General features: G+C 71.1%; 21 protein-coding genes and 1 tRNA gene. 5 read left to right on the forward strand and 17 right to left on the reverse strand.

What is annotated here, in order from left to right:
- Positions 1-64 precede the first annotated feature (64 nt).
- Positions 65-793 carry a TetR/AcrR family transcriptional regulator gene (locus ACFQS9_RS23765; protein ID WP_378409011.1) on the forward strand — a complete coding sequence of 243 codons (729 nt, stop codon included), beginning with the start codon at positions 65-67 and terminating at the stop codon, positions 791-793.
- Between the two features lie 88 nt (positions 794-881).
- Here ACFQS9_RS23765 and acpS read toward each other — a convergent pair whose 3' ends face one another.
- From acpS to ACFQS9_RS23780, 3 genes are all read right to left on the reverse strand, one after another.
- Positions 882-1,298, reverse strand: coding sequence for a holo-ACP synthase AcpS (acpS, locus tag ACFQS9_RS23770; protein WP_378409012.1), 417 nt, complete (start codon positions 1,296-1,298; stop codon positions 882-884).
- Positions 1,298-10,594: a fatty acid synthase subunit beta domain-containing protein gene (locus ACFQS9_RS23775; protein WP_378409013.1), complete on the reverse strand. Its 9,297-nt coding sequence runs from the start codon at positions 10,592-10,594 to the stop codon at positions 1,298-1,300. Before ACFQS9_RS23775 ends, acpS begins: the two co-directional genes overlap by 1 nt.
- A 355-nt stretch (positions 10,595-10,949) precedes the next feature.
- Entirely contained in the window at positions 10,950-11,300 is a 351-nt protein-coding gene (locus ACFQS9_RS23780; protein ID WP_378409014.1) for a hypothetical protein, read from the reverse strand.
- Positions 11,301-11,423: 123 nt separating this feature from the next.
- Here ACFQS9_RS23780 and ACFQS9_RS23785 point away from each other — a divergent pair, with 123 nt between their 5' ends.
- Positions 11,424-11,927, forward strand: a complete 504-nt coding sequence (locus ACFQS9_RS23785; RefSeq protein WP_378409015.1) for an HNH endonuclease signature motif containing protein — start codon at positions 11,424-11,426, stop codon at positions 11,925-11,927.
- Positions 11,928-11,940: 13 nt separating this feature from the next.
- Positions 11,941-12,025 (forward strand) — tRNA-Leu (locus ACFQS9_RS23790).
- 151 nt (positions 12,026-12,176) lie between these two features.
- Here the strand turns inward: ACFQS9_RS23790 and ACFQS9_RS23795 are convergent.
- From ACFQS9_RS23795 to ACFQS9_RS23815, 5 genes are all read right to left on the reverse strand, one after another.
- Entirely contained in the window at positions 12,177-12,761 is a 585-nt protein-coding gene (locus ACFQS9_RS23795; protein ID WP_378409016.1) for a TetR/AcrR family transcriptional regulator, read from the reverse strand.
- A gap of 19 nt (positions 12,762-12,780) precedes the next feature.
- Positions 12,781-13,749 (reverse strand): NADP-dependent oxidoreductase, encoded by a 969-nt coding sequence (locus tag ACFQS9_RS23800; protein WP_378409017.1) that lies wholly within the window; start codon positions 13,747-13,749, stop codon positions 12,781-12,783.
- The gene (locus tag ACFQS9_RS23805) at positions 13,746-14,192 is read right to left on the reverse strand and encodes a nuclear transport factor 2 family protein (protein WP_378409018.1); all 447 of its coding nucleotides are present in this window, start codon (positions 14,190-14,192) and stop codon (positions 13,746-13,748) included. The genes ACFQS9_RS23800 and ACFQS9_RS23805 overlap by 4 nt, the downstream gene beginning before the upstream one ends.
- A 106-nt stretch (positions 14,193-14,298) precedes the next feature.
- A complete protein-coding gene (locus ACFQS9_RS23810) occupies positions 14,299-14,691 on the reverse strand; it encodes a VOC family protein (protein ID WP_378409019.1) in 393 nt (130 codons plus the stop codon).
- Positions 14,688-14,972, reverse strand: coding sequence for an ArsR/SmtB family transcription factor (locus tag ACFQS9_RS23815; protein WP_378409020.1), 285 nt, complete (start codon positions 14,970-14,972; stop codon positions 14,688-14,690). Before ACFQS9_RS23815 ends, ACFQS9_RS23810 begins: the two co-directional genes overlap by 4 nt.
- Before the next feature lie 128 nt (positions 14,973-15,100).
- Between ACFQS9_RS23815 and ACFQS9_RS23820 the strand changes: the two genes are divergently transcribed.
- Both ACFQS9_RS23820 and ACFQS9_RS23825 read left to right on the forward strand, forming a co-directional pair.
- A complete protein-coding gene (locus tag ACFQS9_RS23820; protein ID WP_378409021.1) occupies positions 15,101-15,496 on the forward strand; it encodes a transcriptional regulator in 396 nt (131 codons plus the stop codon).
- Positions 15,493-15,852, forward strand: a complete 360-nt coding sequence (locus ACFQS9_RS23825; protein WP_378409022.1) for a DUF3817 domain-containing protein — start codon at positions 15,493-15,495, stop codon at positions 15,850-15,852. Before ACFQS9_RS23820 ends, ACFQS9_RS23825 begins: the two co-directional genes overlap by 4 nt.
- 88 nt (positions 15,853-15,940) lie before the next feature.
- On the opposite strand, the gene rdgB is transcribed toward ACFQS9_RS23825, so the two are convergent.
- The 9 genes from rdgB to aosR all read right to left on the reverse strand — a co-directional run bounded on the left by rdgB (position 15,941) and on the right by aosR (position 22,277).
- On the reverse strand, positions 15,941-16,558 hold the full coding sequence (gene rdgB / locus ACFQS9_RS23830; protein ID WP_378409023.1) for an RdgB/HAM1 family non-canonical purine NTP pyrophosphatase: 618 nt from the start codon (positions 16,556-16,558) through the stop codon (positions 15,941-15,943).
- Positions 16,551-17,339, reverse strand: coding sequence for a ribonuclease PH (rph, locus tag ACFQS9_RS23835; protein ID WP_378409024.1), 789 nt, complete (start codon positions 17,337-17,339; stop codon positions 16,551-16,553). Before rph ends, rdgB begins: the two co-directional genes overlap by 8 nt.
- Before the next feature lie 26 nt (positions 17,340-17,365).
- A complete protein-coding gene (locus ACFQS9_RS23840) occupies positions 17,366-18,124 on the reverse strand; it encodes a cyclic nucleotide-degrading phosphodiesterase (protein ID WP_378409025.1) in 759 nt (252 codons plus the stop codon).
- A gap of 107 nt (positions 18,125-18,231) precedes the next feature.
- The gene (locus ACFQS9_RS23845) at positions 18,232-18,804 is read right to left on the reverse strand and encodes a rhomboid family intramembrane serine protease (RefSeq protein WP_378409060.1); all 573 of its coding nucleotides are present in this window, start codon (positions 18,802-18,804) and stop codon (positions 18,232-18,234) included.
- A gap of 109 nt (positions 18,805-18,913) precedes the next feature.
- The gene (locus tag ACFQS9_RS23850) at positions 18,914-19,876 is read right to left on the reverse strand and encodes a PLP-dependent cysteine synthase family protein (RefSeq protein ID WP_378409026.1); all 963 of its coding nucleotides are present in this window, start codon (positions 19,874-19,876) and stop codon (positions 18,914-18,916) included.
- Between the two features lie 6 nt (positions 19,877-19,882).
- Positions 19,883-20,155: a MoaD/ThiS family protein gene (locus ACFQS9_RS23855; RefSeq protein ID WP_378409027.1), complete on the reverse strand. Its 273-nt coding sequence runs from the start codon at positions 20,153-20,155 to the stop codon at positions 19,883-19,885.
- Positions 20,156-20,163: 8 nt separating this feature from the next.
- Complete coding sequence (locus ACFQS9_RS23860) at positions 20,164-20,598, reverse strand: M67 family metallopeptidase (RefSeq protein WP_378409028.1); 435 nt, start codon at positions 20,596-20,598, stop codon at positions 20,164-20,166.
- Between the two features lie 27 nt (positions 20,599-20,625).
- Positions 20,626-21,705 carry a P1 family peptidase gene (locus tag ACFQS9_RS23865; protein ID WP_378409029.1) on the reverse strand — a complete coding sequence of 360 codons (1,080 nt, stop codon included), beginning with the start codon at positions 21,703-21,705 and terminating at the stop codon, positions 20,626-20,628.
- Positions 21,702-22,277, reverse strand: a complete 576-nt coding sequence (aosR, locus tag ACFQS9_RS23870; RefSeq protein WP_378409030.1) for an oxidative stress transcriptional regulator AosR — start codon at positions 22,275-22,277, stop codon at positions 21,702-21,704. The genes ACFQS9_RS23865 and aosR overlap by 4 nt, the downstream gene beginning before the upstream one ends.
- Positions 22,278-22,312 lie beyond the last annotated feature (35 nt).

Below are 22,312 nucleotides of genomic sequence, written 5' to 3' on the forward strand. Positions count from 1 at the left end.
CACCCAGAACCCGGGGTTCATCGGATCCGGCGGCAAAGGCGGATAACCTGGACAGGTGGAGCCCATGACCAGCAGCCGTACCTCGCGCCGCGCGGACCCGGCCCTGGAGGCGGGAGCCGGCCCGGCTGCGCTGTCGGCGGGAACCGGCCCGGCCGCGCTGGAGGAAGCTCCGCAGGAACTGCTCCCCCGCAAGCGGCCGACCCAGGAGCGCAGCAGGCGCAAGTTCGACGCGTTGCTCGCGTCCTCCCGGGAACTGCTCACCGATGTCGGGTTCGAGTCGTTCACCTGCGAGGAGGTCGCGTCCAGGGCCGATGTCCCAATCGGCACGCTCTACCAGTTCTTCGCCAACAAGTACGTGATCGTGTGCGAGCTGAACCGGCAGGACTTCACCGCCGTCCGCGACGAACTCGAGCAGTTCAACGGCGAGGTGCCCTCGCTCGACTGGCTGCGCTTCCTGAACAATTTCGTCGACCACCTCGCGAAACTGTGGACCTCGGACCCGTCGCGGCGCGAGGTGTGGCTGGCGATGCAGTCCACCCCGTCCACCCGCGCCACCGGAAAGATCCAGGAGAAGCAGCTCGCCGAGCAGATCTCCCGGATGCTCGCCCCGCTCACCCCACGCACCGAACGCGACCGCCGCACGATGATGGCGGACGTCCTCGTCCACGTCGTGTACTCGATGCTCAACTTCTCGGTCCAGGACGGGCAGAGCCACTCCGACGCCGTCGACGAGCTGAAGCGGCTGATGGCCGCCTACCTGCTCGTCGCCGAGAAGGAATCCCGCTCCCCCTGACGACACTCAACGACCGCGACACGCAACGACCGAGGCCGGCCGACGGATCACTCCGTCGACCGGCCTCGTGTCTGTCCGGTGCCGCCGCTCAGTTCGCGACGGGTGCCACGATGTCCGGCTCCTCGATGACGACCATGGCGCCCGCCATGTCACCGTCGTGCGTCAGCGACAGGTGGATGATGGCGCCCGGCAGGAACTCCGCGGCCTCGTCGTGCAGTTTGATGCTCGGCCGGCCCCAGGCGTCGTTGACCACCTCGATCTGCGCGTAGGCGTTGTCACCCACTGACGGCGGACGGGCGAACCGCGAGGACGCCCACGCCTTGATCACCGCCTCCTTCGCCGCCCAGCGCACCGCGTAGTGGCGCGCCGGGTCGGTGCTCTTGGACTCCGCGTAGCGCCGTTCCCCCGGCCGGAAGCTGGACAGCATCGCCGTGCCCGGTCGCTTCATCTGCTCCGCGAACTCGGAGACGGTGACCAGGTCATAGCCGATTCCCAGGATCGCCATCAGTTGCACCCCGGCATCCCGGAGCGGTAGACGTCGTCGTCACCGAGCCGCGCCTGCTCGTGCAGCAGCACGTCCGCCTCGAGCTGGCGAGCCGCAGGGGCGGGCACCGCGTCCCCACCGAAGCGGCGGTCCGCGGGCCGCTCGTATAGGTCCGCGCCCCCGCACATCGCCGACGCGAGCCGACGCTGACCGGCGATCGTCCGCTCCTGCGCCTTCGCCAGGTAGTCCGCGCGCTCGGCGGCCGGGATCGACTCGACGAACGCCTGCGGGTGGACCACCGCGATGAGGCCGGACACGTGACCGAAGCCGAGGCTGGTCAGCAGGCCCGCCTTGAGCGGGAGCCGCTCGCCGAAGCGGATCGGTTCGCGCGGCCAGACGAGGTGCGAGAACTGCGTCATCTTGTCGTCCACGCAGTCCAGGCTGCGGTTCGGCGGGATGACGCCCTGGGCGAGGACCTGGCACAGGCCGATCAGCTGGAACGCCGCGGCGCCACCCTTCGCGTGTCCGGTCAGGCTCTTCTGCGAGACGACGAACAGGGGGGCCCCGTCACTGCGGCCCAGCGCCGATGCCAGCCGCTCGTGCAGCTCGGCCTCGTTCGGATCGTTTGCCGCCGTGGAGGTGTCGTGCTTGGACACCACGGAGATGTCGTCGGCGGTGACGCCCAGCGCGTTGAGCGAGAGCGCCAGCTGCGAGTCCTGGCCGCCGCGACCGGCACCGAGCGCGCCGATTCCGGGAGCCGGGATCGAGGTGTGCACGCCGTCGGCGAACGAGCCGGCCCAGGCGACGACACCGAGCACCGGCAGTCCCATCGCCAGCGCCAGGTCTCCCCTGGCCAGCAGGATGGTGCCACCACCGGCCGACTCGACGAACCCGCCGCGGCGACGATCGTTGGCGCGGGAGAAGCGACGCTCGTCGATCCCCTTGGCCAGCATGTCCTCCGACTTCGCCGTCGCCGACATGTCGCCGAAGCCGACGATGCCCTCGATGCCGAGGTCGTCGAACCCGCCCGCGACCACCAACTGCGCCTTGCCGAGCCGGATCTTGTCGACACCCTCCTCGACGGAGACCGCGGCGGTGGCGCAGGCCGCGACCGGGTGCACCATCGCGCCGTAGCCGCCGACGTACGACTGGACCACGTGCGCCGCGATGACGTTCGGCAGCGCCTCCTGCAAGATGTCGTTGGCGCGCGACTCACCCAGCAGGGTGTCGATGTACAGCGAACGCATCGACGTCATGCCGCCCATGCCGGTGCCCTGGGTGTTCGCCACCGTGGAGGGGTGCACCCAGCGCAGCAGCTCCGACGGGGTGAAGCCACCGGTGAGGAACGCGTCCACCGTGGTCACCAGGTTCCACAGACCGACCCGGTCCACAGACCCGGCCATGTCCGCGGGGATGCCCCACTTGGTGACGTCGAAGCCGGTGGGGATCTGGCCACCGACGGTGCGGGTCAGCTTCACCTTGCGCGGCACCCGGATCTCGGTGCCGGCCCGGCGGGTGACCTGCCAGTCGCCGCTGTCCGGGACGGCCGCCGCGACGGTGTGCTCCGGGTCGGAGTCGACGAAGGCCCGGGCCTCCGCCTCGCTGCCGACCACGAAGGTCAGGTCATTGTCGAGGAACACCGAGGTGAGCAGCGGGGCCGTGTTGTCGACCATGGCGCCCTCGTCCCCGTAGGTGCGGATGCCGCACCTCTCGACGACGGTGTCGTGGTAGCGGTCCGCGATCTCCGCCTCCGGCACCAGCTCACCGGACTCGGTGTCGTACCAGCCCGCGACGGGGTCGCTCTCCCACGTGACCAGCCCGGTGTTCCAGGCCAGCTCGAGAACGCCTGCCGCCGAGAGCTTCTCGTCGACCTCCATCTCGAAGCGGGTGCGGGACGAGCCGTAGGGTCCGAGCTCACCGGCACCGACGATGACCACCAGGTCGGACGGGTTGACGTCCAGCTCGGGCCACGACGGCGCGGCCGGGCCCTCCGCGATCCGCGGGGGCGCGGGCAGCGCGTCGACCGTGTCGGTCGCGTCGTCCTCGGCCGTGACCGCCTCCGCCTTCTCGGCGTCGGCCGCCTCGCGGGCCAGGGCCACCAGGTCCAGGTCGACCTCCGCCAGGCCACCGGTCAGGTCCAGCTGGACCGGCGCGGCGGTGGCCGCGGTGACGGTCTCCTTGGTGCAGGCGGCCAGCAGCTGCTCGGCCATCTCGTCGGTGGACCAGGTGCGCACGCCCTTGGCCTCGACGGCCTCGACCATCGGGTCGTTGCCGCCCATCAGCCCGGTGCCGCGCACCCAGCCGATCAGGGCGTGTACGAGGGTGACGCGCTCGGCCCAGGTCCGCTCCGCGCTCCAGCGCTTGACGACCGCGTCGAGCGCGGCCTTCGACTCGCCGTAGGCGCCGTCGCCGCCGAACAGGCCCCGGTTCGGGGAGCCCGGCAGCACCACGTGCAGGTGGGTGTCGACGTCGCGGTCGTAGCCGATCTTCGACAGCCCGCCGATCAGCCGCTCGACCGACCACAGCAGGACCCGCATCTCCATCTCGGCGCGGGCACCGGCGTCGGAGAGCTCGCCTGCGACCCGGGGCGCGGCGAACGGGAAGAGCATCGTCGGGGTGACGGCCTCCTTGACCAGCTTCTTGGCTCCGCCCGCGGTCTCCGTCTGCTCCTCGCCGATCCAGGAGATCAGCGCGTCGACGTCGGCGTAGGACGCCATGTTGGCGGGCACCACCCAGAGGGCCGCGCCGGCACGGGCGTTGGCGCGGTACAGCTTCCGGTAGAAGCCGAGCCGCTCGGAGTCCAGGCGCGAGGTGGTCACGAAGACCGTCGCGCCACCGCGCAGCAGCGAACCGGCGACCGAGGCCGCGATGGATCCCTTGCTGGCCCCGGTGACCACAGCGACCTGGTCGGCCCAGACGCCGCGCTCGTCGTCGGCGACGGCGGCCGCCGCGGCGATGTCGGCGTAGGCCTGGACCAGCTCGTCGCGGCCCTCGGCCTCGGCGCGCTGACGCCACCAGTCCGCATGCGCGGCCACGGCGCTGCCTGCGCCGGTGAAGTCCGCCTCGGTCACGGAGACCACCGTCGCGTGGTCGCCGACCCACAGCCGGGCCAGGTCCTCGCGGGCGGTAGCCCACCGGTCGTCGATCAGGACGGCCTTGCGGGCGTCGAACGCCGGGGCGACCAGGCGCGGCCAGTCCGCACCGAGCTCGGCGGACACCAGGTCGGCCAGTTCGGTGTCGGCCGCGACCGCCACCGTGGGCTCGTCCTGCAGTCCGAGCTGCTCGAGCACCAGCCGGGCCGCGGAGGCGAGCACGCCGTTGCGGCCGGTGATGTGCTCGGTGAACTCGCCGAGCGCGGCCGCGTCCACGGTGCCGCCCGCGCCACCACCGGTGGCGGGCAGCGACACGGCGACGCCCCGACGGGCGGCGACGGACTGGACCGCGGCGTCGATCACCGCGTCCACGGCGGCGCCGTCGGAGAGCGCGCCCTCGTGCAGGCCGCCGAGCGCCCCGCCGCGAACGCTCGACCCGTCGCGGGTGCCGAGCGCCACCTCGGCGGTGACGTGGCTGGCCCACCCGGATCCGAGCTCCCACACCTTGGCGACCCGCTCCGCGATGGCGGCCGGGCGCTTGCCCGACGGTCCGAAGACCTTGCGCAGGTGATCGTTCACGGAGTCGGTGAGCACCGGGCCGAAGGGCTTGTAGGTGCGGGCCAGCTTGTTGACGGTCACCGCGAGCGAGCCCATGTCGGCATCGGCCGCGCCGTCGATGGCGCCGAGGGACAGCTCCGCGCCGAGGTCGACGAGCAGCTGGTTGCGGCGCGAGGACACGCCGTCGCACAGCGCCTCGATCGTGTCGACCGGCCCGATCTGGTCCGGGCGCAGCTTGGTCCACAGCCCGATGAGCACGGCGGTGGCATCCGAGGCCGAGAACGCGATGTCGTCGGGACGCGGGCCTCCGGTGGCCGCAGCCGGTGCGGCGACGGGTGCGGGCGCCGCCGCGGCGGCGGGTGCCTCCGCAACCGCTTCCGCCACCGGCTCGTCGTCCTCGACGGGAGCCGGGTCGGTGTCGGTCGAGAAGACGATGCCCGCCTCGCGCTCGATGTTGAGCACCTCGACCGGGTTGCCGAAACGACCGGGCAGCTTGAGGGTCTGCGAGGCCAGGTTCGCCACGGTGGGCACCGCGCCGAGACCGATCTCGACGAAACGCTCCACGCCGAGGCCGCCGTCGGCCTCGTCGGCGAACAGCAGATCCTGCGTCTCGATCCAGCGCACCGGGCTGGCGAACTGCCACGCCAGCAGCTCGGACAGCACGATGCGGGTCAGGCCGGCCGGATCGGCTGCGTGCCCGTCGAAGTCGGCGAGCACCGCGGCCAGCGGCTCGGAGGGCACCAGGTCGGCGATCTCCTGGATGAACTCACGCTCGAGCGAGAACGGCTTGGGCACCAGGTTCGGGATGTAGCGCCCGATCAGGATGGCCGGGTCGATGTCCTGGGGAAGCAGGTCCAGCAGGCGACCGCGGAAGTCGTCCACGCCGCCGCGCAGCACGGTCGAGTGGAACGGCACGTCGATGCCCGGGATCTGGATGTACGCCCGCTTGCCGCCGGTCTCGGCGCGCTTGCGGTCGATCTCCTTCTCGAGCGCGTCGAGTCCCGCGACGGTGCCGGCGATGGCGTACTGCGAGCCGCGCAGGTTCAGGTTCACGATCTCCAGGAATTCCCCTGTACGAACTCCGATTTCTCCAACAAATTCCGCCAGATCCTCATCGGCAACGCCGATCTGCGACGGCCGGATCGCGGCCAGGCGGTAGTTGGAGCGGCCCGCCGCGTCGCGGGGCACCAGGGCGTGCATCGCGGAACCGCGCTGGAAGACCACCTCGAGGACGGCCTCGAGCGGCAGCACACCGGCGACGGCGGCGAGCGCGTTGTACTCGCCGACCGAGTGGCCGGCCAGCAGTGAGTCCTCCACGAAGGCGCCGGCCTCGCGCAGCTCCGCCACCTGGGCGACGCCCAGCACGGCCATCGCGACCTGGGTGAACTGCGTCAGGTGCAGCACGCCGTCGGGGTGCTTGTGGGTGACCCCACGCGCCTTGAGGACGGTCGGGTTGTCGCGGACCACGGCGAGGATCGAGAAGCCGAGGGCCCCGCGGGTGTGCTTGTCGGCGCGGTCCCAGATCTCCCGCGCGGCCTTGGACCGGGCGCGGGCGTCGAGACCCATGCCGGGGCGCTGGATGCCCTGACCGGGGAAGGCGTACACGGTCTTCGGCGCGGCGGTGCGGCCGGAGGCGACCATCACCAGGTCACCGTCCACCCGGCAGCCGACCTCGATGACCTCGGCGCCGCCGTCGAAGGCGATGCGGTCGACGCGGACGTCGATCTCGGCGCCGGGGCGGACCATGCCGAGGAAGCGGGCGGTCCACGCGGTCAGCCGGCGCGGCGGCACGGTCGCCGACGGGTCGACCGCGGTCACGACCTGCTGGGCGGCGGCGGAGAGCCACATGCCGTGCACGATCGGGCTGCCGAGCCCGGCGAGCAGCGCGGCCGCGTCGGAGGTGTGGATCGGGTTGTGGTCGCCCGAGACACCCGCGAACGCGCCCATGTGCCGGGGCGCGACGATCGTGGCCTGGCGGCGGCGGCGACGCGGGGTGTCGGTGACGGCGTCGGTCAGCGAGCCGCCGGCCCGGGCCGGGTCGGCCAGCTCGCCGGCACCGGTGCGGCCGCGGATCGCGAAGCGCTCCACCAGCTTTGCGAAGGTCGGCGCGGCGGTGCCGTGCTCGCGCATGGCCCCCACCTCGACGTGCACCTCGACGACGCGGCCCATGTCGGTGTCGACGACGGAGACGGACTCGGCCTTCACGGTGAGCACGCTGGTCTCGGCCGGGATCGCCCCGGTCAGGTCGACGGCGTGGTCGAGGTGGACCAGGTCGAGCATGCCCTCGATGACGTGTGCGCCCTCGCCCGTGGTGGCGGCGCCGAGCACCGCGAACACGGCGGGCCAGCAGGCGCCGACGACGACGTCCGGCACCGCGTTGGTGCCGATCGCGAGCGACTCCGGCAACCCGGCGCCGGTGACGCCGGCGTGGTCGGCGACCCGGTCGGGCACCCAGGCCAGGTTGACGCGCGCCACCCCGTTCTTGACGGCGGGCAGCTCCTGGCCTGCCGCGACCCCGAGCAGCGCGGACATGGCGGCCTCGGCGTCGGCCGCGGTCACCACGGGGGCGCCGCCGTCGCGGGTCGAGGCGGGCACGGTGATCCGGATCCGCACGGCGCGGTCGGCGAGCAGCGGGACGGTGAGTTCGGCGTGCTCGGCGTCCACCGCGTGCAGGGTGGCCCCGGTCCGCGGGTGGGTGGCGACGTCGCCGTCGACGGTCCAGTCGGCGAGGTCGCCGAGCCGGTGCACCGGGTTGCGGGTCAGGCGCGAGGCCCACAGCACGTCGGGCGCGGACAGCACGACACCGAGCAGACCGCGGGCGGTGGCCGCGTGCCTGCGGCTCGCGACCGCGGTCGGTGCGACGCCCTCGGCCAGCAGCTCGTCGGTGGTGGCGCGCTCAAAGCGGTCGAGCAGGTCGCCGACCGGCTCGTCCACCTGGGTGATGCCCGCGACGGCGACGGTGCCGGGGATGATGCACACCTGGTCGGCGGAGTAGCGCGGATCGTGCGCCTGCCACAGGGAATCCGAACGCCACCAGCGGCGGACGTCCTTGTCGATGACCGGCACGAAGTTGACCGGCTTGCCGGGGGTCTTGCACAGCGAGGTGAAGAACGGCACGTCGGCCGGGTGCAGCACGACGGAGCCGGCGTCCGGGTAGGCGGCCTTGAGGGCGCACAGCGCGGCCTCGGGACGCTCGAGGACCAGCTCGTCGTTGAACAGGGTCCGGATCGGGCCCCGGTCGTTGCGGTGCAGCCGGGCCTCGGCGCGGCGCAGCATCTCGGCGAAGCGGTCGCGCCAGGTGCCGTCGAGCCAGACCGACTCGGTCGCGTCGGCGTAGGCCTCCGCCCAGTCGGTGCCGCAGTCGAACGTCTTGGCCGAGTCGATGCCGACAGCCAGCTCGAGGTAGCGGCGCAGCCAGCGCTCGTAGGTCATGGTGGCGACGTCGCCGAAGTACGGCTTGGCCGTGACGTCGAGCGCGGCGATGATCTCGTCGCGGCGCTCCGCGACGGCGTCGGCGTCACCGGCGACCTCGTCGAGCAGGCGGCCGGTGCGCGAGGCGGCGTTGTCGATCTCGTGGATGTCGGCGCCGAGCTGGCTGCGGCCCGAGGCCATGCCTCCGGTCGCGGTGCCTGCGGCGACCCAGTCCGGGGTGCCGGGGGTGTCCACCAGCAGCTGCTTCACGTCGGGGGCGGTGGTGGCCTCGAGGGTCGCCATCGCGGCGGTGCCCACCAGGATGCCGTCCACCGGCATCGCCGGGTAGCCGGCCGCGGTGGACCAGCGTCCGGTCAGGTAGTCGGCGGCCCGCTCCGGGGTGCCGATGCCGCCGCCGACGCAGATCACCAGGTTCGGCCGGGCGCGCAGCTCGGCGTAGGTGGTGACGAGCAGATCGTCGAGGTCCTCCCACGAGTGGTGCCCGCCGGCCTTGCCGCCCTCGATGTGCACGATCACCGGGAAGTCGGGGACCTCGTTGGCGATCCGGACCACCGAGCGGATCTGAGCGACCGTGCCCGGCTTGAACGCGATGTGGCCGATGCCGACCTCGGACAGCTCCTCGATCAGCGCGACGGCCTCGTCGAGCTCGGGGATGCCGGCCGTGACGATGACGCCGTCGATCGGGGCGCCCGCGGAGCGCGCCCGCTGCACCAGCCGCTTGCCGCCGAGCTGGAGCTTCCACAGGTACGGGTCGAGGAACAGCGAGTTGAACTGGACCGCGCGACCCGGCTCGAGCAGCGTCTGCAGCTCGGCGACCCGGTCGGTGAAGATCTTCTCGGTGACCTGGCCGCCGCCGGCCAGCTCGGCCCAGTGGCCCGCGTTGGCCGCCGCGGCGACGATCTTCGCGTCGACGGTGGTCGGGGTCATGCCCGCGAGCAGGATCGGCGAGCGCCCGGTCAACCGGGTGAACGCGGTCTCGACACCCACCTTGCCGTCGGGCAGGGACACCAGGGTGGGGCGGAACTCGCTCCACGCCTTCTGCACCTCGGGCGCCGCACCCGGGGTGATGAGGTTGCGCTGGCCGCCGCGCGTGGATGCCGCGACGATGCCGACGCCGCGACCGCGAAGCGCGCCCGCCGTCATCCGGGTGAGCAGGTCGCCGGGGCCGAGGTCCAGGATCCAGGCCGCGCCCGCGTCAACCGCGGAGTCCACGGCGGCGACCCAGTCGACGGGGTCGACGAGGCAGTAGCCGGCGAGCTTGCTCGCGAGTTCGGGGTCGAGGCCGCAGCGGACGGCCCAGGCGCCGACCGTGTCGACGGCGTCCGCGAGCGCCGGGTGGTGGAAACCGATCTCGACGGCGAGCGGCTCGAAGACCGGGGCGAACACGGCACCGCCGCGCTTCTTGGCGTCGCGCTCGCGCGCCTCGTCCTCGGCGATCTGCTCAGCCCGCTGCTGCACCCGGGCCAGCTGCGCCGGGGTCCCGGAGACCACCACGCGGCGACGTCCGTTGCGGATGGCCATCACGGCGGCGCGCTCGGCGTCCACGCCCGCGCCGATCTCGTCCACGATGGCCTGGATGCGATCCGGGTCCACATCGGAGATCGCGAGCATGGGGGCGCGCTCGGCGCCGCCGATCACGCCACGGCGGCGGCCGACCAGGACCGCCGCCGCGCCGATCAGCTGCGCGATGGCCAGGAGGGAGCCGTCGGTGGCGCCGCCGTCGGCGACGGCCTGAGCGCCGAGCAGCCCCTGCGAGTGACCGATCACGGCGACCGGCGGGTTCTGGGCGGGGTCGAGGCCCTGCAGCCGCAGCGACCGCAGGGCGGCGAGCTGGGCGAGGAAGACGCCGGGCAGCGACACCGAGGCGGAGAGGAGGGCCGCGGCCGACGGGCCGGCCGGGGTGGCGTCCTCGTCGACGACGTCCTGTTCGAGGATCCAGCCGATGGGGTCGAAGCCGGCGGGCCGGACCACGAGCAGGTCCTGCGCGACCGGGGCGAGGATGGCGGCGGCCTCGTTGACGAGTCCGGTCATGTCCGGCTCGAGGCCGTTGTCCCGGATCAGCTCCTCCAGGGGAGCGAGCCAGGCGGCACCCTGGCCGCCGAACGCGAGGGCGTACGCCTCGCCGGCAAGGATCCGATCTCGTAGGGCGGTCTTCGGAGACCCGGCGCGCGCAGAGATCCGCGACCCTCCGGTGCCGCTTCCCTTACCCGCAGGCGTGCTCTCGTCGATCGTCACGATTGACTGTCCTCTCCTGGTCGATGCCCACCGAGAACTCGGGCCACACGCGGCGCTTCGGCGGGCCGCGGAGGGATCTTCGGGGACGCGATCAGGCTCGCACAGAATCGTGAGGATTTCCTCACGTTTGCGACCTGGACAAGCGTTCTACCAGGTAGTAGGCGTGACACGGATCACAAATCGGCTTTCGAAGTGACTCGCGAGTAGGGAGCGAACGCGCTGGCTGGGCCGAAAACGACCCGACACGAAACCTGAGGAACCCCTCATATTGATCGTTATCAACTCGTTATCTTTGGGTGCGCGGCCCGTTCGCGCTTTTCACCCCGATCGGGGTGAAAAGCGCCCACGGTTCCGGCTACGCGGACCGCCGGTCGAGTCGGCGCGCGAATGCCTCCGGATCGTCCACCCCGACCACGAGCGCGGCGAACGGTTGCCCCGACAGCTCGATCCGCAGCGCGGGCTGCCCCCTGCGCACGTCGACGAACTCGCGGCTCCCCCGCGAGCGCCAGGTGCCGAGCTTGCGTCCACCGGGCACCCCCAGCCCGGGCGCACGCATCCCGCGCGGCGCCGACGGTCCGTCCAGGCAGACCTCGACGGCGCGGATCGCACTCAACGGGACCTCGACGTCGCCGTGGAGGGCGCCGAGCTTCTCCAGGGTCGAGAGGGTCAGGCGGAGGGTGCTGTCGGTGATCGTGAGGGTTCCCATGTAGTCAGCTCTACCAGGGCGCTCGACGGAACTCTGGGAGCACGAGCCGAGCGGCGACCGGTGTCGGCCCTCCTCGATACCGTCGACGGCGACACGACCACACGGGCCCGCCGGGGGGATGGGATGAAGTACACGAAAGAAATCCTCCAGGCGGCGGTAGAGAATTCGACGAGCGTCGCAGGTGTCCTCCGCTATCTCGATCTCGCCGCGACCGGAGGATCTCACGCCCACCTCAGCCGGCGAATCAAGAAGCTCGGGATCGACACATCTCACTTCACCGGGGGTGCGCACCTGAAGGGCCGGCCGGCCCCCAACCGCCTGACTCCAGCGGACATCCTGGTCGTACGCCCGCCCGGGAGTCCGCGCGTCAAACCTCATCAGTTGCGACGCGCTCTCATCGAAGCCGGTGTGCCGCACCTCTGCGCCGCATGTGGAATCGGGCCCGTCTGGAACGGCTGGCCCCTGACACTGCACGTGGATCACATCAACGGCGACTACCTCGACTCACGGCTCGAGAACCTCCGGTTCCTGTGTCCGAACTGTCACACCCAGACTGCGAGTTGGGCGGGTAGGAATCGGGCCGCGCGCCCGGCGTCCGACACACCCCCGGACGACGCGGTGGCGTAGTCTGTTGCGGCACGCGCGAGTGGCGGAATGGCAGACGCGCCACACTTAGGATGTGGTGTCCAACGGACGTGGGGGTTCAAGTCCCCCCTCGCGCACCACGAGCAGTTCCAGGAACTGCGTACGACGAGGCCGCGAACCCGAAGGGGTTCGTGGCCTTGTTCATAGGGCTTGGTCGGACGCAGGATGCACGCGGCGACCAGCCCGCGTTCGCCGTCGGCAGCACGTCGTCCAGGCCGCCCGCCTGCCCAGTCAGTGGGCGGGCGCGGTCGCCGCAATGAGGTCGGCGGCCAACGCGCGCAGCTCGGCGGCGGGTCCAGTCGTCGAATAGAGACCGCCCACTGCCAGCGCGCCCACTATCGCGATGTGCAGTCGGTCGGCCAGACGATCGCTGTCGGCAACACCGAGTCGGACGGTCAGCGCCCGGAGGCGGCGCCGGAGCTCCTCCTCGTGCTGAAGACAGCGTTCTCTGATGTTTCCCGCTTCCTCGCTGTCGAATTCCGCTGCGGTGTTGACGAACGCGCAACCCCGATAGGCGCGCTTTGTCGCGAGCTCCTGCAGCCAGGTCAGCTGCGCGTCGAGTTGGTCCCGAGGGTCGGTGTGCCGCGCTGCCGTTTCGTCCCACATTGCCCAGAAGGTGTCATCGCGACGTTGCAGGACCGCGAGGACGAGGTCGTCCTTCGCCGGGAACCAGCGATACAGGCTCGCCTTCGCCACCCCGGCCCGACGGACGACCTCGTCCACGCCGACGGCGCGAACACCGTTGGTATAGAAGAGATCCGCCGCGATATCGATCAGCTTCTCGCGCAGCGCCGGGCCGCGCACCTGCTTGGACATCTCGCGGGCACTTTCCTTCCTAGCTGCCCATCACGATCGCGGCCTTGCCGAAACCGCTCCGGGCCTGCACCCATTGCTGGGCCTCGGCGGCCCGATGCAGGTCGAACTCGGCACCGACGACAACCCGAATCAGTCCCGCGTCGATCAGGGTGGTGATCGCCCGCAATGCTACGGGGTCCGGTTCGACGAGGTACGAGACCGCCCGGATACCGTATTCCGCCGCTGTTGCAGCGTATTCCGGTATCGACCACGCGGTTGCCAAGGCGACCGCACCCCCGGCCGCGACCAGACCGAAGAGCGACCTGCCGAATTCGCCACCCACCAGATCGATCGCAGCATCGACTGTTCCGATCGCCGCGACCGCCGCGGCATCGGAGTAGTCAACGCACGTCCCCACTCCCAGCGCGTACAAGGCCGCGTGATCACCGGCACGCGCCAGGGCAACGACGGTGGCGCCGCGGGCGACCGCCAGCTGCACGGCCAGATGCCCGACCCCACCGGAAGCGCCGCTGACGAGGACGCGATGTCCGGAGCTCACTCCGGTGGCGTCGAGCATCTGCCACGCCGTGAGCGCGGCCATCGGCAGGCACGCCGCCTCGGTGAACGACATCGAGGCCGGCATCGGTGCCAGATGATGGGCGGGGACCGTCATGTACTCCGCATACGTTCCCGCGGGGTAGGGAAACCACGCCAGACCGAAGAGCCGGTCGCCGACGGCGTGGCGAGTCACGCCATATCCGAGCGCATCGACCACGCCCGCGACATCCCAGCCGGGAATGAACGGTAGGTGCATGGACTGCTCGTAGCCGGCATTGAGTCCGGTGTACACGTCGATCGGGTTCACGCTGGTTGCCTTGACCGCGATACGCACCTCGCCGGCGGCGGGTTCGGGTCGGGGAACGTCGGCGATCTCGAGTGCCGAGCCCCAGCATTCGTGCCGGGCCGCCAGCATTGTGGCGCAGCTGGCCCGGCGTGCTCCGACGATCATGACGCCCGGACCAGGGCAGACGCGTCGACGCCGCACTGACGGGCCACCCCGGCGACGTCGAAATGGAAGCTCTCGTAGCTCACGCGGTCGTCCTCGAATCGGAACAGCATGAAAACGGGGACCGTCGCCCGCCGGCCGTTCGGAACCGCTCCGGTCCACGTGAACGCGGGCGTGAGGGAGATCTCGCCCCAACAGCACAGGGTGTCACCGTCCATGGCGTGACCGTCCACGCGCACCTCGTAGTCGGGTGCGAACGCGAACCACCCCTCGATCGCCCACTTGACCTCCGGTCCGACCGACCGGGTCCCCAGAGGTGGTGATTCGAGGACGGCCTCCGGGTGGTAGATCGCCATCGCTCCCGCCGCGTCCTGCCGGCTCTTCGCGTGCGCCAACCCCTCGACCACCTGGATTGCCCTGCTTACCGAAATTGCTTGATCGACCATCCTGCACTCGCCCCTTCAGTTGCCTATCGAGACAGATCTGTCTCTTTTTAGCACCGCGGGGGCGGGCCTTGTCAACCAGCAGACGCACGCCAAATGGATCGGAGCATCACGTCGACTTCTCCGCGATGATCTGGATGAGGTTGCCGCACGTGTCGTCGAAGACCGCCACGACCGCGGTACCGATGTCGGTCGGCGGTTGCGTGAACACCACACCCCTTCCGGTCAGCCGGGCATGCTCGGCCTCGACGTCGTCGACGGCGAACTGCGCGAGCGGAATGCCGTCCTCGGCAAGGGCATCCCGGTACGGCTTCACCGCCGGGTGGTGCGCCGGCTCCAGCAGGAGCTGCGGGCCGTCGGGCGATTCGGGCGAAACGACCGTGAGCCACGAGTCGTCACCAAGGGGAATGTCGCGATGCTTCGTGAAGCCGAGTACATCGGTGTAGAAGGCGAGGGCTGCTCGCTGGTCGTCGACGAACAAACTCGTCAGGTTGATTCTCATCGATCGTCTCTCTCTCGGACAGGCCATCGCCTGGCGATCTCGGCGAGTGGCTCGGGGTTGAAGTAGTGAAATTTGGCGCGTCCACGCCGCTCCGTCGCGACCAGCCCCGCCGACTCGAGCACACCGAGGTGCTGAGAGATCGCCTGACGCGTGAGGCCGAGACCATGCCGCACCGCGAGCAGGGAACAGATCTCGAACAGCGTCTGGCCGTCGCTCGCCGCCAGTTCGTCGAGGATGACACGCCTCGTCTCGTCATCGAGAGCGCGGTAGACAGTGACCACGACCCCACCATATGCAAGTCAACACTTGCATATCAAGGCCCGCCCCGGCCATCGCGGGCCTGGTCAGGGTGATCCACGCCTCCCAGGCTCCGTACCGGCGGCGCCGCCGGCTCGGGTACCGTCGTTGTGTGGCCAGTTCACCCTCCCGTCGCAGACCAGCGCTGATTCTCTTCGTCGTCATCGTTGCGGCCGGGTGTCTCGCGTTGGGCTGGTGGCAGTGGACCCGCTTCGAGGCCGTCGGCGGCACCGGGCAGAACCTGGGCTACGCCTTCCAGTGGCCGCTGTTCGCGGCGTTCGTGGTGTACGCGTACCGGCGGTTCGTGCAGCTCGAGGACCGCGACCCGTCCGAGGACGCGCCCTCCGCCTCGGAGATCCGCGAGATTCCCGCCGACGTGCTGCCCACGCGCACCCGGTCGGGCGACCAGCGACTGGACGCGGACAACCCGGACGACGAAGCCCACCAGGCGTATAACAACTACCTCGCGCAGCTCAGAGCGGGCGAGGCCGATAGGAGCAGCACGTGAGCACGGCCCCCGACCAGACCCTCACCGCGACCCCGGTCCGCGACAACAAGAAGATCGCCTCGGCGCTGCTGCGCTACCGCGTCCTCGCCTACGCCACCGGCATCTGGCTGCTCGTGCTCACCGCGGAGATGGTCGCGAAGTACGTGTTCAAGGTGGACAACCTGCCGAGCTGGATCGCGATCGTGCACGGCTGGGTCTACTTCGTCTACCTGATCCTGACGATGGATCTCGCCGTGAAGGTGCGCTGGCCGGTCGGACGGACCATCGGCACCCTGCTCGCGGGCACCGTCCCGTTCCTGTCGTTCTTCGTCGAGCACTGGCGCACCCAGCAGGTCAAGCGCGACTTCGGCGTCTGATCGCCGTGCCGCCCGTCGAGCGTGCACCTTCCGTCGCATCGCCCGAGAGCGATCGCGCGGAACTGCACGCTCGACGGGACGGGCGGACCTAGCTGCCGGCCAGCGCGGCGATCGCGGGCACCAGCTGTGCCAGCGCGCGGCCGCGGTGCGAGGCCGCGTCCTTCTCCTCGGGGGTCAGCTGCGCCGCCGAGCGCTCCTCCCCGGCCGGGACGAACACCGGGTCGTAGCCGAAGCCGCCGTCGCCGCGGGGCTCCCTGGCGATCGCACCCGGCCAGGTGCCCCGCACGACCGACTCCGCACCACCGGGCACCACGAGGGCGCACGCGGACACGAAGGCCGCTCCCCTGCGCTCGTCCGGCACGTCGGACAGCTGCGCGAGCACCAGCGCGGTGTTCGCCGCGTCGTCGCCGTGCACGCCGGACCATCGCGCCGACAGCACCCCCGGCATCGCGTTCAGCGCGTCCACCTCGAGCCCCGAATCGTCCGCGACACACGGCAGCCCGGTGGCCGCCGCACCGTCGCGGGCCTTGGCGAGCGCGTTGCCCTCGAAGCTCGCCTCCGTCTCCGGCGCCTCGGGGAACGGCGGCACCTCGTCGAGGCCGACGAGTTCGATTCCGCTCACCCCGGCCGCCTCGAGCACCCGACGAAGTTCCTTGAGCTTCTTGGCGTTTCGACTGGCAACGAGAAGCCGGACGGCGTCAGGCACCGAACTTCTTCTTCGCCGCCTCGGGCTCCTTGGGCTCGGGCAGCTCGCCCGGGTACGGCAGCGCGAGCGCCTGCTTCTGCACCTCGAACAGCTGCTCGCAGCCGGCCAGCGCGGAGTCGAGCAGCTTGTCCAGCGTGGTGCGCGGGAAGGTCGCGCCCTCTCCGGTGCCCTGCACCTCGACGAGGGTGCCGGTGTCGGTCGCGACGACGTTCATGTCGACCTCGGCACGCGAATCCTCCTCGTAGGGCAGGTCCAGCCGCACCCGGCCGTCGACGACGCCGACGCTGACCGCGGCGATCGCGCACGAGAGCGGCTGCGGGTCGACCAGCCGGCCGGCCGCGCGCAGGTAGGTCACCGCGTCCGCCAGGGCGACGTAGGCGCCGGTGATCGCGGCGGTGCGGGTGCCGCCGTCGGCCTGCAGCACGTCACAGTCGATCGCGATGGTGTTCTCGCCGATCGCGGCGAGGTCGATGCAGGCGCGCAGTGAACGGCCGACCAGCCTGCTGATCTCCTGGGTGCGGCCGCCGACCCTGCCCTTGACGGACTCGCGGCCGCTGCGGGTGTGGGTCGCGGCGGGCAGCATCGCGTACTCGGCGGTCAGCCAGCCGAGCCCGGAGCCCTTGCGCCAACGCGGCACGCCCTCCTCGACGCTCGCGGTGCACATCACGCGGGTACCACCGAACTCGACGAGAACCGATCCGGCCGGATGGCTCGTGAAGCCCCGGGTGATCCGTACCTCGCGGAGTTCGTCGTCCGCCCTGCCGTCCAGTCGTCTGCTCACGGGCGCAAGCCTAGACGTCCCGCGACTCAGATCTCGAAGACGTCCCCGGGCGAGACGGCGTGGACCGGTCCGGAGAACTCTGCCTTGGCTTCGGCGATGACGTCCTCACGGGAGGTCCACGGCGGAATGTGCGTCAGCAGCAGCTCGCCGACCCCGGCCCGGGCCGCCACCTGCCCGGCCTCGGTGCCGGAGAGGTGGATGCCCTTCGGCCGGTCGGGGTGATGCGTCCAGGAGGCCTCGGCCAGCAGCACATTCGCGCCGCGGGACAACTCGACGACCTCGTCGCACATCCCGGTGTCGCCGGTGTAGACGAGGGTCCGGCCCGCGGGATCGCTGATCCGCAGCCCGTACGCCTCCGGCGGGTGGAACACCCGGCGCGAGGTGACGGTCAGGGCGCCGTGGCTCACGGACCCGCCGTCGGTGAAGGCGCGCAGGTCGATCGTGTCGGAGATGTCGTCGAGTTCGCCCCCGCACTCCGAGGAGGCGGCCCCGATCCGGCAGGCGGTGTCCGTCGGGCCGCAGACGACGGCCCGGCCGACAGGCGGGTTGGGGTGGTAGCGGCGCCACACGAGCAGGCCGGGCAGGTCCAGGCAGTGATCGGCGTGCAGGTGGGTCAGGAACACCGACACCTGACCGGGGTCGGCATAACGCTGGAGCGCACCGAGCACACCGGGGCCGAAATCGAGTACCGCCGGCGGGGCGTCCGGAGCGGTCAACAGGTAGCCCGACGCGGGCGAGTCGGGGCCCCCGACGCTGCCCGAACAACCCAGGACGGTGATGCGCATGTTTCCCATGCTGCCACGCACACCTGATCCGGAAAAAGCTTCGGGTGGAATCGAGACCAAAAGCGACGACGGTTCCCGCTGCGCCGGGCGTCACACCTGCGCCTTCGCTACGTGCTCAACGCCTTCGCCTCGCGCGCCTTGCGGACATCGGACGCCAGCACCCAGGCCGCGACGACGCCACCGATCGCACCGAACAGATGCCCTTCCCAGGAGATCCCGGGCTGGCCGGGGAGCACGCCCCACAGCGCCCCGCCGTAGATCACCAGGACGACGAGCCCGAGGGCCATCTGCCCGAAATGCCGGGTGAAGATGCCGCGGCTGATCAGGTAGGTGAGCCAACCGAACACGAGCACCGAGGCGCCGAGATGGTTGTTCACCGAACCGAACAGCCAGACCCCGACGCCGCCGATCACCCAGATGATGCCGGTGGCCGCGAGCCCGCGGCCGATGCCCGAGAGCATCACCAGGAATCCGAGGACCAGCAACGGGATCGTGTTCGCGACCAGGTGCGCCCACCCGCCGTGCAGCACCGGCGCGAAGACGATCCCCCACAGACCGTCGACGGTCCGCGGCTCGATGCCGCCGTTGTCGAGGCTGCCCTTGACGAGCATGTCGATGAACTCGAGGACGTACAGGCCGACGACGAAGCCGCCGATGACCGCGGCCGCCTGCTGCCACATCGGGCGCTCGGCCGCCGGCCTGGTCGCGGGCGGGCTCGACGGCCCCGACAGGGCGGGGTCGGTGTACTTGAACGGGTCACCCGGGGTGCTCACGCCGAACCTCTTTCCGTCACGCCCACAGCTGCCCCTCGAGGGCCGCCTCCGCATCCTCGAGGGTACCGGCGTAGGCACCGGTGGACAGGTACTTCCAGCCGCCGTCGGCCACGATGAAGGCGATGTCCGCACGGCCACCGGCCTTGACCACCTTGGCCGCCACGCCGAGCGCCGCGTGCAGGACCGCCCCGGTCGAGACGCCCGCGAAGATGCCCTCCCGCTCGATCAGTTCCCTCGTCCGCCGCACCGCGTCGAAGGGCCCGACCGAGAACCTCGCCGTCAGCACCGACTCGTCGTACAGCTCGGGGATGAAGCCCTCGTCGATGTTGCGCAGGCCGTAGACGAGTTCGCCGTAGCGCGGCTCGGCGGCGACGATCTCGATGCCCGGGACGTGTTCGCGCAGAAAGCGTCCGGTGCCCATCAGGGTGCCGGTCGTGCCGAGCCCGGCCACGAAATGCGTGATCTCCGGGAGGTCGCGCAGCAGCTCCGGGCCGGTGCCCTCGTAGTGCGCGGCCGGGTTTGCCGGGTTGCCGTACTGGTAGAGCATCACCCAGTCGGGGTTTTCGGCGGCAATCGACTTCGCCCGGGCCACCGCCTCGTTGGAACCGCCGCGCGCGGGCGAGTCGATGATCTCGGCGCCGAACATGGTGATCATCTGCCTGCGCTCGATCGAGGTGTTCTCCGGCATCACGCACACCAGCCGGTACCCCTTCAGCTTGGCCGCCATCGCCAGCGAGATCCCGGTGTTGCCGCTCGTCGGCTCCAGGATGGTGGCGCCGGGGGTGAGCAGTCCGTCCCGCTCGGCCTGCTCGATCATCCGCAGGGCCGGCCGGTCCTTCACCGAGCCGGTGGGATTGCGGTCCTCCAGCTTGGCCCACAGCCGCACCGGCGATTCACCGGTCCATCGCGGCGACAACCGAGGCAGCCCGACCAGCGGTGTGTCGCCCAGGGTTTCGATCAGCGAGTCGTACCGGGCCACCGGCGATCAGCCCCCGGCGACCGCGGGCAGGATGGTGACCGAATCACCGTCGGCCACCTCGGTCTCGAGGCCGCCGGAGAACCGCACGTCCTCGTCGTTGACGTACACGTTGACGAACCGGTGCAGCTTGCCGTCGTTGATCAGCCGGTCCTTGAGCCCGGCATGGTTCGCCTCGAGATCGTCGATCACCGCGGCGAGGGTGGAACCCGTTGCCTGCACCCGCTTCTCGCCGCCGGTGTGATTGCGGAGGATGGTGGGAATGGACACGATGACAGCCATCGGGGCTCCTAGTGTGGGTTCTGCGCGTAGGGGTAGCTCGGTACGACCTCGACCGGTTCCTCGGTGACCTCGCCGTCGACGATCCGGTAGCTGCGAAGCTCGTGCGCCCTCGGATCCCGGGTGGAGATCAGCACATAGTGCGCGCCGGGCTCGGACGCGAAGGAGATGTCGGTGCGACTCGGGTACGCCTCGGTCGCGGTGTGCGAGTGGTAGATCACCACGGGCTCCTCGTCGGCCGCCTCCATCGCACGCCAGAGCCGCAACTGCTCGCCGGAGTCGAAGCGGTAGAAGGTCGGTGAGCGCTCGGCATTGATCATCGGGACGTGTCGCAGCGGCCGATCGCTGCCCTCGGGACCGGCGATGATGCCGCAGGCCTCGTCGGGATGATCGGCGCGGGCATGCGCGACCATGGCCTCGACGAGGTCGGATCTGATCACCAACACCTGCGCCTCCCGATGTGTGCGCCCTGCTCAGACGTCGAATGCTGACGGAAACAGCTCCCGGTAGCTCGGTATTCCCGCGACCGGCGTCGCGGCGAGCACCGCGCCGACGATCGCCCGCTCCACCGCGTCGGCCGCGGCCGCGCAGACCGAGTCCAGGACCGCCAGGTCCGGCGGAAAGGCGGCGGGCATCGGCGCCTCTGGGGGCGCGCTCGCCCGGGTTCCGGTCGCGAGCGCGAACAGGGTGTCCCCGTCCAGCGGAGAGTGTGCGGGCCGGATCGCGCGGGCCAGGCCGTCATGGCCCGCGACGGCGACGCGTCTGCACCCGGCCTTGCTCAGCCCGGCGTCGGTGGCCACCACCCCGATGGTGGTGTTGAGCACCGTTCCCTTCTGCCCGAGTGCGGTCGCGGCGGCGAGCTCGGCACGGTCCGGGATCCGCAGCCCCCAACCCGCTGCCTCGGACACCCCGACACCCCACGGCAGGCCGGTGCCCGGATCGAACACGGAGCCAACGGGGTTGGCGACGATCAGCGCCGCAACCGTGACGCCCTCGGCCGCCCCGGCGCCGAGCACGATGCTGGCGGTGCCGACGCCGCCCTTGAGCACCCCCGCACGCGCACCGACCCCGGCGCCCACCGACCCGACCGCGAAGTCCACGGCCGCCGCCTCCGCCGCGAGGAAGCCGTGATCCGCGGTCGGCCGCACCGACCAGTCCCCCACCGGCAGATCGAAGATCACCGCCCCCGGCACGATCGGCACGACGTGACCGTCGGCGTCCATCGGGATCCCGCGGCCGTGCTCCTCGAGCCAGCGCATCACCCCGTCCGCGGCGGCCAGGCCGTAGGCGCTGCCCCCGGTCAGGAGCACCGCGTCGACCCGCTGGACGGTGTGGCTCGGGTCGAGCAGGTCGGTCTCGCGTGTGCCCGGACCACCGCCCCGCACGTCGACGGACGCGGTGGCCCCGCCGGGCGCCAGCACGACGGTGCACCCCGCCGCCCGGCCGGAACCCAGGCTCGCGTCCCGGTCCAGCTCGTGGTGATGCCCGACGAGCAGGCCCTCGACGTCGGCTAGCGAGTTCCGCGGCCCCGTCCGCACCCCCGCGCCCGTCACGGGACCAGGACCTGCACCAGGGAGTCCTGCATCCAGGTGAGCCAGTGGTAGACGTCCAGGTGCGGCGCCCGCGGGTCGTCGGGATCCAGCTCGTCCGGGGTGTCGGCGTCGATCCCGATGGTGGTCCCCAGCGCGAGCCGGACGTCGTTGAGTCCGGCCAGCCACGCGTCGGCCTGCTCGGGGGTGAGCGAGACCTTGCCGCCCTCGGCGGGAACGGTCTGCAGGATCACCGATCCCGCCGCCAGCTTCGCGTCGATGATCTCCGGTTCGTGCAGACTTCGCAGTGCCGCATTGAGGTTCGTGCCCTGCGCCTCGGTGCCGGAGCGATCCGCGGATGCCCGGTAGAAGTCGGGCAGCAGCCGGGCCAGCGCGGCATCCGTTGGGGCGTCACTGTTCCCGGTGCGCAGGCCGGTCAGCTCGGCGAGATCGTCCTGCGGCGCCGCGGCGGCGCGATCCTCCAGCAACGAGAGGACCGACGAGACCAGCGAACGGAGAACCGAGGCCTCTCGTGCGTCCATCTCGGAGCGAATCTTCACGCCCCCCAGCGAATTCTTTCGGCTCCATGTGCGCACGTCGCGTACCTGCGGGTCCTTTCGGTGTCGGTTGG

This window comes from Rhodococcus daqingensis, from assembly GCF_042665615.1.
Lineage (GTDB): Bacteria > Actinomycetota > Actinomycetes > Mycobacteriales > Mycobacteriaceae > Rhodococcus_G > Rhodococcus_G daqingensis.

What these genes read in the sequence shown, in the direction of transcription:
- ACFQS9_RS23765 (WP_378409011.1), top strand. Translation starts at nt 65, where the DNA reads ATGACCAGCAGCCGTACCTCGCGCCGCGCGGACCCGGCCCTGGAGGCG.
- acpS (WP_378409012.1), bottom strand. Translation starts at nt 1,298, where the DNA reads ATGGCGATCCTGGGAATCGGCTATGACCTGGTCACCGTCTCCGAGTTC.
- ACFQS9_RS23780 (WP_378409014.1), bottom strand. Translation starts at nt 11,300, where the DNA reads ATGGGAACCCTCACGATCACCGACAGCACCCTCCGCCTGACCCTCTCG.
- ACFQS9_RS23785 (WP_378409015.1), top strand. Translation starts at nt 11,424, where the DNA reads ATGAAGTACACGAAAGAAATCCTCCAGGCGGCGGTAGAGAATTCGACG.
- ACFQS9_RS23795 (WP_378409016.1), bottom strand. Translation starts at nt 12,761, where the DNA reads ATGTCCAAGCAGGTGCGCGGCCCGGCGCTGCGCGAGAAGCTGATCGAT.
- ACFQS9_RS23800 (WP_378409017.1), bottom strand. Translation starts at nt 13,749, where the DNA reads ATGATCGTCGGAGCACGCCGGGCCAGCTGCGCCACAATGCTGGCGGCC.
- ACFQS9_RS23805 (WP_378409018.1), bottom strand. Translation starts at nt 14,192, where the DNA reads ATGGTCGATCAAGCAATTTCGGTAAGCAGGGCAATCCAGGTGGTCGAG.
- ACFQS9_RS23810 (WP_378409019.1), bottom strand. Translation starts at nt 14,691, where the DNA reads ATGAGAATCAACCTGACGAGTTTGTTCGTCGACGACCAGCGAGCAGCC.
- ACFQS9_RS23840 (WP_378409025.1), bottom strand. Translation starts at nt 18,124, where the DNA reads ATGCGCATCACCGTCCTGGGTTGTTCGGGCAGCGTCGGGGGCCCCGAC.
- ACFQS9_RS23845 (WP_378409060.1), bottom strand. Translation starts at nt 18,804, where the DNA reads ATGTGGCAGCAGGCGGCCGCGGTCATCGGCGGCTTCGTCGTCGGCCTG.
- ACFQS9_RS23855 (WP_378409027.1), bottom strand. Translation starts at nt 20,155, where the DNA reads ATGGCTGTCATCGTGTCCATTCCCACCATCCTCCGCAATCACACCGGC.